At 67.0% G+C, this 13,047-nt stretch carries 15 protein-coding genes; 4 read left to right on the top strand and 11 right to left on the bottom strand.

Annotated features, from left to right (window positions below):
* Positions 1-2 precede the first annotated feature (2 nt).
* Positions 3-905 carry a GntR family transcriptional regulator gene (locus tag NUV79_RS21840; protein WP_257735176.1) on the top strand — a complete coding sequence of 301 codons (903 nt, stop codon included), beginning with the start codon at positions 3-5 and terminating at the stop codon, positions 903-905.
* Between the two features lie 7 nt (positions 906-912).
* Positions 913-1,599, top strand: a complete 687-nt coding sequence (locus tag NUV79_RS21845) for a transporter substrate-binding domain-containing protein (protein WP_257735177.1) — start codon at positions 913-915, stop codon at positions 1,597-1,599.
* 61 nt (positions 1,600-1,660) lie between these two features.
* Here NUV79_RS21845 and NUV79_RS21850 read toward each other — a convergent pair whose 3' ends face one another.
* The 3 genes from NUV79_RS21850 to NUV79_RS21860 all read right to left on the bottom strand — a co-directional run bounded on the left by NUV79_RS21850 (position 1,661) and on the right by NUV79_RS21860 (position 4,382).
* Positions 1,661-3,460 carry an ABC transporter ATP-binding protein gene (locus tag NUV79_RS21850; protein ID WP_257735178.1) on the bottom strand — a complete coding sequence of 600 codons (1,800 nt, stop codon included), beginning with the start codon at positions 3,458-3,460 and terminating at the stop codon, positions 1,661-1,663.
* A 324-nt stretch (positions 3,461-3,784) separates the two neighbouring features.
* Entirely contained in the window at positions 3,785-3,958 is a 174-nt protein-coding gene (locus NUV79_RS21855; RefSeq protein WP_257735179.1) for a hypothetical protein, read from the bottom strand.
* Positions 3,959-3,968: 10 nt separating this feature from the next.
* Positions 3,969-4,382, bottom strand: coding sequence for a rhodanese-like domain-containing protein (locus NUV79_RS21860; RefSeq protein ID WP_257735180.1), 414 nt, complete (start codon positions 4,380-4,382; stop codon positions 3,969-3,971).
* A gap of 135 nt (positions 4,383-4,517) precedes the next feature.
* Between NUV79_RS21860 and NUV79_RS21865 the strand changes: the two genes are divergently transcribed.
* Complete coding sequence (locus NUV79_RS21865) at positions 4,518-5,210, top strand: DUF599 domain-containing protein (RefSeq protein WP_257735181.1); 693 nt, start codon at positions 4,518-4,520, stop codon at positions 5,208-5,210.
* Entirely contained in the window at positions 5,207-5,476 is a 270-nt protein-coding gene (locus tag NUV79_RS21870) for a DUF3253 domain-containing protein (protein WP_257735182.1), read from the top strand. Before NUV79_RS21865 ends, NUV79_RS21870 begins: the two co-directional genes overlap by 4 nt.
* A 1-nt stretch (position 5,477) precedes the next feature.
* On the opposite strand, the gene NUV79_RS21875 is transcribed toward NUV79_RS21870, so the two are convergent.
* From NUV79_RS21875 to NUV79_RS21910, 8 genes are all read right to left on the bottom strand, one after another.
* Positions 5,478-6,266, bottom strand: coding sequence for a YdcF family protein (locus tag NUV79_RS21875; RefSeq protein ID WP_257735183.1), 789 nt, complete (start codon positions 6,264-6,266; stop codon positions 5,478-5,480).
* A gap of 100 nt (positions 6,267-6,366) precedes the next feature.
* A complete protein-coding gene (locus NUV79_RS21880) occupies positions 6,367-6,873 on the bottom strand; it encodes a lysozyme inhibitor LprI family protein (protein ID WP_257735184.1) in 507 nt (168 codons plus the stop codon).
* Between the two features lie 50 nt (positions 6,874-6,923).
* Entirely contained in the window at positions 6,924-7,544 is a 621-nt protein-coding gene (locus NUV79_RS21885) for a glutathione S-transferase family protein (protein WP_257735185.1), read from the bottom strand.
* A gap of 48 nt (positions 7,545-7,592) precedes the next feature.
* Positions 7,593-9,593: an acetyl-CoA carboxylase biotin carboxylase subunit gene (locus tag NUV79_RS21890; protein WP_257735186.1), complete on the bottom strand. Its 2,001-nt coding sequence runs from the start codon at positions 9,591-9,593 to the stop codon at positions 7,593-7,595.
* 254 nt (positions 9,594-9,847) lie between these two features.
* A complete protein-coding gene (locus NUV79_RS21895) occupies positions 9,848-10,300 on the bottom strand; it encodes a hypothetical protein (protein ID WP_257735187.1) in 453 nt (150 codons plus the stop codon).
* A 277-nt stretch (positions 10,301-10,577) separates the two neighbouring features.
* A complete protein-coding gene (locus NUV79_RS21900; protein ID WP_257735188.1) occupies positions 10,578-11,255 on the bottom strand; it encodes an HAD-IA family hydrolase in 678 nt (225 codons plus the stop codon).
* A 74-nt stretch (positions 11,256-11,329) separates the two neighbouring features.
* The gene (locus NUV79_RS21905) at positions 11,330-11,830 is read right to left on the bottom strand and encodes a hypothetical protein (RefSeq protein ID WP_257735189.1); all 501 of its coding nucleotides are present in this window, start codon (positions 11,828-11,830) and stop codon (positions 11,330-11,332) included.
* Between the two features lie 95 nt (positions 11,831-11,925).
* A partial coding sequence (locus tag NUV79_RS21910; protein WP_257735190.1) for an RluA family pseudouridine synthase occupies positions 11,926-13,047 on the bottom strand: 1,122 nt, incomplete at its 5' end.

A 13,047-nucleotide genomic window follows, 5' to 3' on the forward strand; every position in this document is an offset into this window, starting at 1 on the left:
CGATGACCAATGCCCCGACCGCGCTGCAACTCAAGCTGGCGAGCCAGATTCTGTCGCATGCGCGTTCGTCCGGCTGGCAGAGCGGCCATCATCTGACCGAGGATTCCCTGCAGCCGCTGCTCGGCGCCTCGCGAACGCCGATCCGTGCCGCGATGGCGCATCTGGCCGAGGCCGGCGTCCTCGAGCGCCGGCCCAACAAGGGCTTCTTCCTGAAGGACACGCCCGCCTCGTCCGAGCCTCCGGCCGACGGCGAGGCGATGGAGGACGAATCCGAGACCTATCTCGCCATCGCCATGGATCGGCTGGGGCAGGCCCTGCCGGATGTGGTCAGCGAGAACGAATTGATCCGCCGCTATCATCTGTCGCGGGCGCGGTTGCGGCACATCCTGGCGCGGATCGCGGCGGAAGGCTGGATCGAGCGCCGGGCGGGCCGGGGCTGGGCCTTCCAGCCCCTGATCGACAGCCTGGAGGCCTATCGGGAGAACTACCGGTTCCGGCAGATCATGGAGCCGGCTTCGATCCGCGCACCCGAGTTCCAGCCGGACCCGGTCAGGCTGGGCGCGCTGCGCGACCAGCAGAGCTTCGTGCTGAACCAGGGCTACCGCCATCTCAGCCAGGTCGAGCTCTTCGAGATCAACGCCGCCTTCCACGAGGGCATTGCGGCGATGTCCGGCAACCGCTTCTTCGTCCAGACACTGGCGCGCCTCAACCAGTTGCGCCGCCTGATGGAATATGGCCGGCCCCTCGACCGGGACCGCGTGCAGCGCGTCTGCCAGGAGCATCTCGGCATCATCGAAGCCTTGTTGGCCGGCGACAAGGCAGGCGGAGCCGAAAGGCTGGAGGCGCATCTGACCGACGCCGCCCTGGAAAAGGCGCCGACCATGAGCGGCATCAGAATTCCATGAGACACGGATGAGCAGCGTTTTGTCGAAGACCGGACGGCTGAGGGCCGCGATCAATCTCGGCAACCCGGTGCTGGCGCAACGCACGGCCGCCGGTGAATTCACCGGCGTGACGGTTGCGCTCGCTCGCGCCCTGGCCGAGCAGGAAGGCCTCGAACTCGAATTCATTCCCTATGACGGGGCCGGCAAGGTCGTGGAAGCCGCCGGTGCCGACGCCTGGGATCTGGCTTTTCTTGCCATCGACCCGAAACGCGCCACCCAGATCGCCTTCACCCGTCCCTATCTCACGATCGAAGGCGTATTCGTGGTTGCCGCGTCGTCGCCGTTCCGGAGCCTTCAGGACATCGACCAGCAGGGCGTAAGGATTTCTGTCGGGCGCGGAGCTGCCTACGATCTGCATCTCACGCGGACCCTGAAGCATGCTGAGATCGTGCGCGTTCCGACCTCGGACGAAGCTTTGCCTCACTTTCTTTCGCAAGGCCTGGAGGCCGGGGCCGGGATTCGCCAACCCGCGGCGGCGTTCGTCGCCCGAAATCCGGGCGTCCGCCTGATCGAGGAGCCCTTCATGGAGATCAGGCAAGCCATGGCGGTGCCCATCGCCACGTCCGGAGCGCTTCCACTCGTGCAGGAATTTCTCGATAGCGCCATCTCTTCCGGACTTGTAGCGGATGAGATGAGGGCGCGGGAGCCGAAATAGAATCCGAATGAAAAAGGGCCGCTCGCGCGGCCCTTTCCGTGTTCGAGGACACTGGCAGCGGTTACGCCGCCAGCCCCTTGGCCAGCTCGCTGACCTGCTTCTCGAACAGCGCGCGATAGGCGCCGTCTTGGCGGGTCAGCAGGGCCTCGTGCGGGCCTTCCTCGATCACCCGGCCGCGATCGAAGACCAGGATGCGATCCATGGCCCGCACCGTCGAGAGACGGTGTGCGATCACGATCGTGGTGCGGCCTTCCATCAGGCGCTCGATCGCCTGTTGGATCAGCGCCTCCGACTCCGAATCGAGGCTCGAGGTCGCCTCGTCCAGGATCAGGATCGGCGCATCGGCCAGGAAGGCGCGGGCCAGCGCGACGCGCTGGCGCTCGCCGCCCGAGAGCTTGATGCCGCGCTCGCCGACGAGCGTGGCGTAGCCCTTGGGCAGGCGCATGATGAACTCATGCGCATTGGCGAGCTTCGCCGCCTGCTCGACCTGCGCCAGGCTCGCGCCCGGCCGGCCATAGGCGATGTTCTCCGCCAGCGAGCGGTGGAACAGCACCGGCTCCTGCTGCACGATCGCGATCTGCTGGCGCAGGGACGCCTGCGTGACACCGGCGATATCCTGCCCGTCGATCGCGATGCGGCCTCCGGTCACGTCGTAGAGCCGCTGCACCAGCTTGACGAAGGTCGTCTTGCCGGAGCCCGAGCGGCCGACGAGGCCGACCTTCTCGCCGCCACGGATGGTCAGCGAGAAATCGCGGTAGAGGGGATCGTGATGGCCTCCATAGTGAAAGGTCACGTCCTCGAAGGCGATCTCGCCAGCCGTCACGCCCATATCCACCGCGCCCTTGTGGTCCGGCACGCCATAGGGAAGATCGTGCATCCAGACGAGCTCCTCCATGTCGTTGACCGAGCGCTGCAGGTTATGGACGTGCTGGCCGACATCGCGCAGATAGCCGTGCACTACCGCATAGGCCGTCAGCACGAAGGCGACGTCGCCGGGCGAGGCCTGCCCGTTCGCCCAGAGCCAGATCACGAGGCCGATCACCGCCGCGCGCAGCACCAGCAGCACGACGTTCTGGCCGGTACCCGACCAGGTGCCGCGCAGCCAGGCGCGCTGCGTCCTGCGGCTCCACTTGGAGACGACCGTCGCCAGCCGCAGGTCCTCGCGGGCCTCGCCGCCATAGGCCTTCACCACCGGGTTGCAGGTGATGGCATCGGCCAGCGCGCCGCCCAGACGCGTGTCCCAGGCATTGCCGAGCCGGGCCGCCGGCGCGACGAAGCGCAGCGAGAGCGCCAGCGTCAGGCCGATATAGGCCAGCGCACCCAGCGCCACGACGAGGCCCATCGCCGGCCAGTGCCAGGCCAGCACCGCCGTCATGCCGAGCAGGATGACCAGCGACGGCAGGAGCGCGATCAGGACCGTGTCGGTCAGAAGATCCAGCGCCCACATGCCGCGCGTGATCTTGCGCACCGTCGAACCCGCGAAATTGTTCGCGTGCCAGTCGGTCGAGAAGCGCTGCAGGCGCGCGAAGGCCTCCTGCGAGACGTCGCTCATCGTGCGCAGCGTCATCGTGGTGATGCCGGTGAAGGCGAAATGCCGCCCGATCACCATGATGGCGGCGAGCACCATCATCGCCCCGAGCGCCCAGAGCGCCGCTTCCGCGCCCCCGGCCCCGACAGTGCCCGACACCGCATCGACGAGGCGACCGGCATAGACCGGCGTGAACAGCTCGGCGAGCGTGGCGACGATGGTGACGCCGGCCACCCAGGCGACCTGCCCGGGCTGGCGCGCCCAATGCTTGAACGTGAAGCCGAGAACGGCCCGGAACGGCTCGCGCCGCCCGGTTTGAGTATCCTGAGACATAGCGTCATTCGGCGCCGAGACGGCCGCCGACTCCGAAATCAGGCGAAGACGACGACGCGCGCCGGCTTCGGCAATGAAAGATGGAAGTTGGAAAAAGGCTCAGGAGGCTACCCGGAGGCGGGCCTCGTGCGAGACCGACCTAGTGCCGGGTTGGTCGCATGGGAGTGGCTGCGATGTTGATGAATTTCATTCAGCCCTCCCTTTCTTGAGTTGGAGCCAAGGCGAAGGAAGATGCCTGATGTTTAAGCAGCGCGCAAGCCCGCCTCTCATGCAATGGCTGCACGAGGTGTCTACGCCCAATTCAAGGCAGAGTTGTATGCCGGCTTACCAGAACAGGGCCAGGAGCCGGACCGCGATCACCAGCACGAAGGCGGCGATGATCGTGCCCAGCACCTGCTGGCGCTTGGCATGGTTGGGCCAGCGTCGCGCGAGCAGCTTGCCCAGCGGCTTGCGGAAGATGAAAGCCGCGACCAGCAGAACGATGATGACGTGGGACAAGGTCTAACTCTCAGCCCTTCTTGTCGGCCGGGGCCGTCTCGACCGGCGCGCCGGCCCTCTTCCAGGCACTGAACCCGCCGGCCACATGCGCGACCGGCTTCAGCCCCATCTCCTGCGCCGCCTGAGCGGCCAGCGCCGAGCGCCAGCCGCCGCCGCAGAAGAAGACGAAGCGCTTATCCTGCTGGAAGACCGGCTTGGCATAGGGGCTTTCCGGGTCGATCCAGAATTCCAGCATGCCGCGCGGGCAATGGAAGGCGCCGGGCATCCGCCCTTCCCGCTCCAGCTCGCGCGGATCGCGCAGGTCGACGAAGACCACGGCGTCGCTGCCGTGCAGCGCCTGCGCCTCTTCGACCGACAGCGTCGCGATCCGGCTCTCGGCTTCCGCGACCAGCGCCTTGTAGCCCTTGGTGATGGTCTGCGGCATGCCGAACGCCCTCCCCGATTCCGGCCGCACCGTGGCGGCTCGCCGCTACAGCGTCAATGCCGTCCGGCTTGTCGCCCGAGCGGCTTCGTCACAAGCTGCTTGCCTCTCCGGCTCCCGAAATGGCAGAGCGGCAGCATGCTCGGTTTCAGCAATCTGGACGTCATCGCGCTCGCGTTCTTCGCCGCCTCCTGGGTCGGCTATCACTATGCCGTCGAGCTGGGCCCGCACGCCGCCCGAACGCTGAACATGCGGATGAACCTGCGCCGCGCCCGCTGGATTCGCGAGGCGGCGGGCCGGGAGGTGCGGATCGTCGACACGCAGGTGATGGGCGGTTTGCAGAACGGCACCGCTTTCTTCGCCTCGACCTCTCTGCTCGCGATCGGCGGTACGCTCGCTCTGCTGAACGCCACGGACCGCGCCGTCGCCATCTTCAGCGACCTGCCCTTCGTTCCGGTGACCCTTCGCTCCGTCTGGGAGGTGAAGATCATCGGGCTCGTCGGCATCTTCGGCTACGCCTTCTTCAAGTTCGCCTGGGCCTATCGGCTGTTCAACTACTGCGTCATCCTGCTCGGCGCCCTGCCCCCGTTCGACAGCAAGGACGAGCAGGCAATGGCCCATGCCGTTCACGAGACGATCGAGATGAACATCGCCGCCGGCCGCCATTTCAACCGCGGCCAGCGCGCCTTCTTCTTCGCGCTGGCCTATCTCGGCTGGTTTCTCGGCCCGATCACCTTCATCGGTTTCACCGGCGCGGTGCTGGTCGCGATGTATCGCCGCCAATACGCCTCCGACGCCGCCCGCGTCTTCACCTATCCGAGTGGGTCATGAGCATCGAACCCAAAGCGATCGAGCGCGCGATCCTCGAGCTGCTGGCCCAGCGCGAAGCAGGCCTGACGATTTCGCCGATGGATGTCGCCCGCCGCCTCGGTGGCGATCATCCTGACGGCTGGGGACCTCTGATGCAGCCGGTGCGCCGCGCCGCCGTGAAGCTGATGAAGGAAGGAAGGCTCGTCATCACCCGCAAGGGCCGGCCGGTCGATCCCGACGACTTTCGCGGCGTCTATCGTCTGGTCCTGACAATGACGGCGCCCTGACTTACGGCCCCGGGAAGAGCGCGTCCGTGTAGCCCGCGAGCCGGTAGGCGACGAGGCCGACCCATTCCTTGAAGCCGTTATCGGCGATTTCGAGCGCACGCGGGGCGCGGCTGTAAGGCCGGATGAAATCGCTGGGCTTGCCGCTCGACCAGAAATCGACCGGGAAGGCCTCGACCGCGAACCCGGCCTTGCGAAAGACGCCGATCGAACGCGGCATGTGCCAGGCGGACGTCACCAGAAGCCAGCGCTCACCGGGCTTGGGATCGACGAGGTTGCGCGTGAAAATGGCGTTCTCGCGCGTGTTGCGCGACTTGCCTTCGAGGATGAGCCGGGCCGGATCGAGGCCGAGCCCTTCGAGCAGCAGCTTCGCGCCATCCGCCTCGGTCACGGTCGTTTCCGAGATCAGGTTGGCGGCTCCGCCGGTGAAGACGATCTTAGCCTGCGGATGCAATCGCGCCAGCTCCACGGCCTTGGTCATGCGCGCCGCCGAGGAGTTCATCGCGACATCGCCGCGCGCCACGCCTATCGCGCCGCCGAGCACGACGATGCCGGTCACCGGCGTCTTGCGGGCATCCTGCTGCGGGAAACGATCCTCCAGCGGCCTCAGCACGGCGCGCGGCAGCGGGCTGAAGGCCATCAGGCCGAGCGCGGTGAGCGAGATCAGCCCGATCCAGCGCGCCGGCCGGGCGAAGCGCGTGAAGGCGAGCAGCGCCGATAGGCCCGCAAGCAGGATCGCAAAATTGACCGGCGACAGGACGAACCAGACGACCTTGGAGAGAACGAAGAACATCGAGGGCCCGGACCGAGGGAAGACCGCTCAAGTCCTACTGGCAAAAGCTGACGGCTTTCTGAACCGGGACATCCGGAAAGCACCTAGCGGGATGGCACGATCAGCGAATGATCTGCGGCGGTGATTGCGGGCGCCGTCCGCCGGCCTGCGGCAAAGCCTTTGCAAGTTCGATCGCGCGACCGGCGACCTCTCGCAACTCGCAGCCCGCCTGCCGCCCGGCCTGCAACGCCTCGCGCTGGGTCGCGCCGTAGAAGGCGCATTTCTGGGTGACATAGCTTTCCCAGGCGAGTTGCAACGCCGCGAGGCGGCTGCGCTGGCCGGCATCGAGCGTGCGTCCCGTCACCTGCAAGGCAAGCGTTAGCCGCTCACGCCACGCCGCTTCCTCGCGCCGGGCGCAAGCGGCTTCGGCACCGCGTGGATCGTTGCTGGCGGCGCGCACGCAGGCGACGGCCACCGTACCGATGCAGGTCGAGGGCGCAGAGCCACTGTCGCGCAGGCAGCCGGAGAGCGCGGCGAGATCGGTTCGTAGCGTCGGCGACGTCTGTGCCACCGCGGGCGCGGTCGCAGCGAGGCTGCACAGAAGCAGGATCGTCCGAAAAGCGCTCATGCCGCCATCATGCCAGCGACAACGCATTGATCAAGCGGGTCTTTGCGACCTCACGCGATCGGCAACGGCAATGCGGCTTGCGCGGCCGGCCTCGCGAAGACCGTTTCGTACCAGTGCTGGACTCGCGGCCGCGCGACCCGCTCCACCGGCATGTTGAGCCAGCGGTGGACGCCACAGCCCACCGCGATATCCGCCATGCCGAAACGCTCACCGGCTAGGAAGGACCGTTCCGCCAGCTGCGCCTCGAGGATCGTCATCAGCGCCTCGGCGCGGGCTACGCCGTCGGCGATGACCTTCGGATCGGTGAAGGCTGGTACCTTGCGCACCACGCCCCAGAGCACGGGCGCCAGCGCCGGCTGCAATTCGGACTGCATCCAGTCGATCCAGCGATCGGCCAGCACGCGCCGCGCCGGATCCTCCTCCCAGAGCACGCCCGAGGCATAGCGGGCCGCGAGATAGCGCAGGATGCTGCTCGACTCCCAGAGGACGAGCTCGCCGTCGCGCAGCACCGGAATCTGCCGGTTCGGGTTCATCGCCGTGAATTCGGGCGTGTCGAGCCCGCCGAATGGCCCGCCAGCATCGATGCGCTCGAAAGCCTGCCCGGCCTCGCCCGCGGCCCAGACCACCTTCTGGACGTTGATCGAGCTCAAACGGCCCCAGATCGTCAGCATGACAGGCTCCTCAAACGCCTCGCTCCGCCGGAAGCTGGAGCAATCTCCTCAGGCGAATTCCATGATGACGGCATCGACCGCGAGCGAGTCGCCCTCCTTCGCCAGGATCTTGGCGATGGTGACGTCCTTCTCGGCGCGCAGCACGTTCTCCATCTTCATCGCCTCGACCATGGCGAGCGGCTCGCCGGCCTTGACCTCCTGCCCGACCGTGACGCCGATCGACTTGACCAGGCCCGGCATCGGGCAGAGCAGGAACTTGCCGGTATCGGCGGCGACCTTCTCCGGCATCAGCGCGGCGAGTTCCGCCTCGCGCTGCGTATAGACATGAGCATTGGCATAGGCGCCGGCATGGCCGAGCGCGACGCCGTTCAGGATCGGGCGCACCTGCGCCGCGACCTTCACCCCATCGAGCGTGCCGTGCCAGACCGGCTCGCCCGGCACCCAGTCGCTGGTGACGCTGACGCTGCGGCCGGCAAAGGCGATGACGACCGCCCCGCCCTGCTCCGTCACCTCGCCCTCGAAGCGCTCAGACCCGAGCTGGACGATGCGCAGGCGGTCGAAGGAGACCTTGCGCCAGCCCTCCATCTGCGCCGAGACATGGCGCTTACGCTGGTTCATGCGGTGGTCGCAGGCGATCGCGATCGCGGCCATGCGCTGCGCGGTCTCACCCTGCGGCACCGGCAGCGAGAATCCTTCCGGGAATTCCTCGGCGATGAAGCCGGTCGAGAGATTGCCGGCGATCCAGCGCGGATGCTGCATCACCGCGGCGACGAAGGGGATGTTGTGGCGGATGCCGTCGATGGCGAAGGCATCGAGCGCGCGTGCCTGCGCCTTGATCGCCGCTTCGCGCGTCGGCGCGTGCGTCACGAGCTTCGCGATCATCGGGTCGTAATAGATCGAGATCTCGCCGCCTTCGAAGACGCCGGTGTCGTTGCGCACCATGGCCTCGCCATCCGGCCCCTCGCTCGGCGGCCGATAGGTGACGAGCCGGCCGGTCGAGGGCAGGAAGTTGCGGGTCGGGTCCTCGGCATAGACGCGGCTCTCCACCGCCCAACCGTCGAGCTTCACGTCAGCCTGCGAAATCGCGAGTTTTTCGCCATAGGCGACCCGGATCATCTGCTCGACGAGGTCGATCCCGGTGATCATCTCGGTGACCGGATGCTCGACCTGGAGCCGGGTGTTCATCTCGAGGAAGTAGAACGACTTGTCCTGGCCGGCGACGAACTCGACCGTGCCGGCCGAGTCGTAGTTCACCGCCTTGGCCAACGCGACCGCCTGCTCGCCCATCTTCCTGCGGGTCGCTTCGTCGAGCAGCGGCGACGGCGCCTCCTCCAGAACCTTCTGGTTGCGGCGCTGGATCGAGCATTCGCGCTCGCCGAGATAGATGACGTTGCCGTGCTTGTCGCCGAGAACCTGGATCTCGATATGGCGGGGATCGACGATGAACTTCTCGACGAAGACGCGGTCGTCGCCGAAGGAGGACGCGGCTTCCGACTTGGCGCGGGCGAAGCCTTCCGCCACCTCACCGGCCGAATGCGCAATGCGCATGCCCTTGCCGCCACCGCCGGCCGAGGCCTTGATCATCACGGGATAGCCGATCTCGTCGGCGATGGTCACCGCGTGCTCGGGGCTCTCGATGATGCCGAGGAAGCCCGGAACCGTCGAAACCTTGGCCGCGGCCGCTGCCTTCTTCGACTCGATCTTGTCGCCCATCGCGGCGATGGCGCCGGGATTGGGGCCGATGAAGACGATGCCGTTATCCTTCAGTGCCTGGGCGAAGGCCTCGCGCTCGGACAGAAAGCCGTAACCGGGATGCACGGCCTGCGCGCCGGTCGCCTTGCAGGCGTCGATGATCTTGTCGATCAGGAGGTAGGACTGGGCGGCGGGAGCGGCGCCGATATGAACGGCCTCGTCGGCCATCTCGACATGCAGCGCATCGCGATCCGCATCGGAATAGACGGCGACCGTCTTGATGCCCATGCGCCGCGCCGTCTTGATGACACGGCAGGCGATCTCGCCGCGGTTCGCGATCAGGATCTTCGAGAACATGCGCGGCCACTCCCGGCTTCAGACCAGACTGCAATAGCCGGGGTCTATGGGATGCCGCAACTGCCGTCCACCGATGCGAAAGTCGGCTATCGGCCAAGCCGTTGTGCAAGGATGCACAGGTCCGGGCGGTGCGCCCGGTCAGACGGAGCCTCTACCCGACTCCATCATGCCCGGGCCTGACCCGGACATCTCCCCTGCAAGGAGAAACTTCCATCTTCGGCCCGAGCTTCTCGGGCCGAGCCTGATGATGACGCTCAGCTCGCGAGCAGGACGATACGCGGGGCGGCGCCGACGCCCGCCCGGACCACGTCCTTCGCCGCGCCCTTGGCGAAGGCGAAGGCGAGCAGCGTCTCGTCGCAGTGTTCGGCCTCGCGAACGATCTCGTTGGCGATGCGCTGGGCGGTCGCGGTCGGTCCCTCGCCGGCCGAGAGCGTCGTCACCAGCCAATGCGCCTTGTCGCGGTCGATCACGCCGGTCGGGCGGTTCTCCCAGACGGCGAAATCGACGACCAGAGCCACGAGGTAATCCGCATAGGCCTTGCAGTTGAGCGGCACGGCGCGGTCGAGCGCGATGAGAACGTCGACGATGTCCCGCGTAATGACGATGTCGCTCAAGATGTTCCGCTGAAGCATCTTGACGTCTTCTTCGTCGATCGCGCGACGATCCATCACGCGATCGACGAATTCACGAAGCTCATGATCCATCATGTTCGAACCCCTGTCCGGCGTTGTTGTGTGCCGGTACGTCCCTGTTGTGGGAACACCATGCACCCCGCCCCGGCATCAGGTGGTTAATGCGCAAATCTGAACGGTTATTCAGGTTAAACGGAACTGAGTCGGTTTGGTTGCGAGGATGTTACTGGGCCGCGGCATGCTGCCGGAATCTTCCGGCGAACGGCAGCGGCCGAACGCCCGGACAGTGAGCCGCGCAGGCAGGTTCGGACGGAGCTGAATCCCGCCCAAAAAGGCAAAGCGTCGGGCGGCCCTACGCCGCCACGGCCTTCGGTAGGCCCAGCGCCGCCGGCAGCTCCGGGAACTCGCGCAGGACATGCCGGGCGCCGAGCGAGACAAGCCTCTCGACCGGCTGGAAGCCCCAGGAAACCGCGACGGGCACCACGCCGGCGGCGACCGCCATCTCGATATCGAAGGAGCTGTCGCCGACCATCGCCGTGCGCGCGGGCGTCGCCCCCGTTTCGGCCATCGCCCGCTGGATCATGCCGGGATGCGGCTTCGAAGGCGCATCGTCGGCCGACTGCACCGTGTCGAACAGCCCCTGCCAGCCATGCCGGGCGACGATGAATTCGGCGCCCTTGCGCGACTTGCCGGTGGCGATGCCGAGCTTCAGGCCGCCATGGCGCTTCAGTTCGGCCAGCGTTTCCGCGACGCCCGCGAAAAGCGGCTCGTCCAGCGAGGGATCGCTCTCGGCCTGCACCCGCATCGCGCCGAAGACCTGGCGATAGGTCTCGGTCAGCACCTCGTCCGGTGCGTCGAGCCCGGCGAGCTGCGCCATCGCGATGTCCAGGGTCAGCCCGACGATTCCCAAGCCCGCCTCGCGACCCGGATGCACCCGCCCGCAGCGCCTGAAGGTCTCATATTGCGCTTCGAGGATGATCGCCTCGGAATTGATCAGCGTGCCGTCGAGATCGAAGATGATGAGGTCCATGCCGGCGCTTTAACCCGGATCGCCCCGGCGATCCACTGCAAGTCCGGCATGGCGTCATCCCGCTTGCAGGCTGCTCAGCCTTTGCCGTCGCGGGCGCAGCTGTCCACCGCCTTGCGCAGCTCGGCACCGTCGAGCCCCTTGGCCCGCGCCTCCTTGCGGCATTCCGAGCGGTGAGCGAGGTCCGGGCGCTTGCCGTTGAAGCAGGCCGTCAGCGCCGCGATGCGTTCGGAACCCTGCAGTTTGCGCCCGTCGACCTCGTCCTTGCAGGCCGCCCGCACCGCCACGGCCGTCGGCTTGCCGTCGCGCGTGACGCCGTCACGGGCATAGAGCTGCACGCCCGGGAACTTGCCCTGCATGCAGATGCGCATCGCCGCGCGCAGGTCTTCGCCGGTCAGCGCGATGTTCTCGGACACGCAATCCTGCCGGGCCTTGGCCCGCTCAGCCCGCGGAATCGGCTCGTCGGCGGATGTCGCAGCAGGTGTCGGCGCGGGCGCCTTGGCCGGCGCCGCAGTCTGTGCCTGGGCAACTCCGCCAAGACCGAGAGCGAAGGCGGTAACAATCAAAACCGTACGCATGGCCAGCCCCTCCGATGATGAGAACATAGTTAGAACAGAATGCGTTTTGTTCCGCAACTGTTCTCTTACGTTTCGTCATCACCCAAGGATGGGCGTCACTCGTCCGGCGCCTCGACGATCGGGTCGTAGGGCGCGTCGTCGAAGCCGAGCAGGTTCCAGCTCTGGCGCATATGCGGCGGCAGCGGCGCGCTGACATCGATCGTGCCCTTGCCGCGCGGATGCGGCAGCACGATCCGCCGTGCCAGCAGGTGCAGCTTGTTCTGGATGCCGCCGGGCAGCTCCCAGTTCTGGATGTTGAAATATTTGGGGTCGCCGATGATCGGATGGCCGATATGGGTCGTGTGGGCGCGCAGTTGGTGCGTGCGACCGGTCACCGGCTTCAGCGAGAGCCAGGCGAGCTTCTGCGCCGCCGTCTCGACCACCGCATAATAGGTCACGGCATGCATCGCGCCGTCCTCGCCATGCTGGGCGACGGCCATGCGCTGGTCGCCGTCATAGGCTTCTTCGCGAGCGAGATAGGTCGAGATCCGGCCCTGCTTGACGCGTGGTACGCCAACGACCAGCGCCCAGTAGACCTTGCGGGCCGCGCGCGAGCGGAAGGTCTTGGCCAGCGTCGCCGCCGCGAAGCGCGACTTGGCGATGACGAGGCAGCCGGCCGTATCCTTGTCGAGCCGGTGGACAAGGCGCGGCTTCTGACCGTCCTTGCCGGTCAGAGCCTCCAGCATCTTGTCGACATGCTTCGTCGTGCCCGAGCCGCCCTGCACGGCGAGCCCGGCCGGCTTGTTGAGGACCATGACGTCATCGTCCTCGTAAAGCGTGATCGAGCGCAGGAAGCCGATCGTGTCGGCATCGGCCTTGGCCGAGCGCGGCCGCTCCGCCTGCTCCTCCAGCTTGAGCGGCGGGATGCGCACGGTCTGGCCCTCGGTGAGCCGGTCCTTGCTGTCGGCGCGCTTGCCGTCGACGCGCAACTCACCCTTCCGGACGATGCGCTGGATATGGCTGAAGGAGAGCTGCGGGAAACGCGCCTCGAGGAAGCGGTCGATCCGCATCTCGTTCTCGTCCGGTGTCACCACGAGCTGCTGCACGCCGGTCGCGAGCACCTGGGTTGTCTCGGCCTTGACCTGCGCGCGGGTCGGCTTGGGGGCTTCCTCCGCGGACCGCGGGCGGACAGGGCGCTGCACGCGCTCCTCGCCGCCGGCCGGGCGCGCGGCGGCGCG

Source organism: Allobosea sp. 47.2.35, from assembly GCF_024655635.1.
Taxonomy (GTDB): domain Bacteria; phylum Pseudomonadota; class Alphaproteobacteria; order Rhizobiales; family Beijerinckiaceae; genus Allobosea.

Excerpts from the sequence above, each read along its gene's own strand:
- NUV79_RS21845 (WP_257735177.1), top strand. The coding sequence starts at position 913 with ATGAGCAGCGTTTTGTCGAAGACCGGACGGCTGAGGGCCGCGATCAAT.
- NUV79_RS21890 (WP_257735186.1), bottom strand. The coding sequence starts at position 9,593 with ATGTTCTCGAAGATCCTGATCGCGAACCGCGGCGAGATCGCCTGCCGT.
- NUV79_RS21885 (WP_257735185.1), bottom strand. The coding sequence starts at position 7,544 with ATGCTGACGATCTGGGGCCGTTTGAGCTCGATCAACGTCCAGAAGGTG.
- NUV79_RS21870 (WP_257735182.1), top strand. The coding sequence starts at position 5,207 with ATGAGCATCGAACCCAAAGCGATCGAGCGCGCGATCCTCGAGCTGCTG.
- NUV79_RS21880 (WP_257735184.1), bottom strand. The coding sequence starts at position 6,873 with ATGAGCGCTTTTCGGACGATCCTGCTTCTGTGCAGCCTCGCTGCGACC.
- NUV79_RS21895 (WP_257735187.1), bottom strand. The coding sequence starts at position 10,300 with ATGATGGATCATGAGCTTCGTGAATTCGTCGATCGCGTGATGGATCGT.
- NUV79_RS21905 (WP_257735189.1), bottom strand. The coding sequence starts at position 11,830 with ATGCGTACGGTTTTGATTGTTACCGCCTTCGCTCTCGGTCTTGGCGGA.
- NUV79_RS21840 (WP_257735176.1), top strand. The coding sequence starts at position 3 with ATGACCAATGCCCCGACCGCGCTGCAACTCAAGCTGGCGAGCCAGATT.
- NUV79_RS21860 (WP_257735180.1), bottom strand. The coding sequence starts at position 4,382 with ATGCCGCAGACCATCACCAAGGGCTACAAGGCGCTGGTCGCGGAAGCC.
- NUV79_RS21850 (WP_257735178.1), bottom strand. The coding sequence starts at position 3,460 with ATGTCTCAGGATACTCAAACCGGGCGGCGCGAGCCGTTCCGGGCCGTT.
- NUV79_RS21875 (WP_257735183.1), bottom strand. The coding sequence starts at position 6,266 with ATGTTCTTCGTTCTCTCCAAGGTCGTCTGGTTCGTCCTGTCGCCGGTC.
- NUV79_RS21865 (WP_257735181.1), top strand. The coding sequence starts at position 4,518 with ATGCTCGGTTTCAGCAATCTGGACGTCATCGCGCTCGCGTTCTTCGCC.
- NUV79_RS21900 (WP_257735188.1), bottom strand. The coding sequence starts at position 11,255 with ATGGACCTCATCATCTTCGATCTCGACGGCACGCTGATCAATTCCGAG.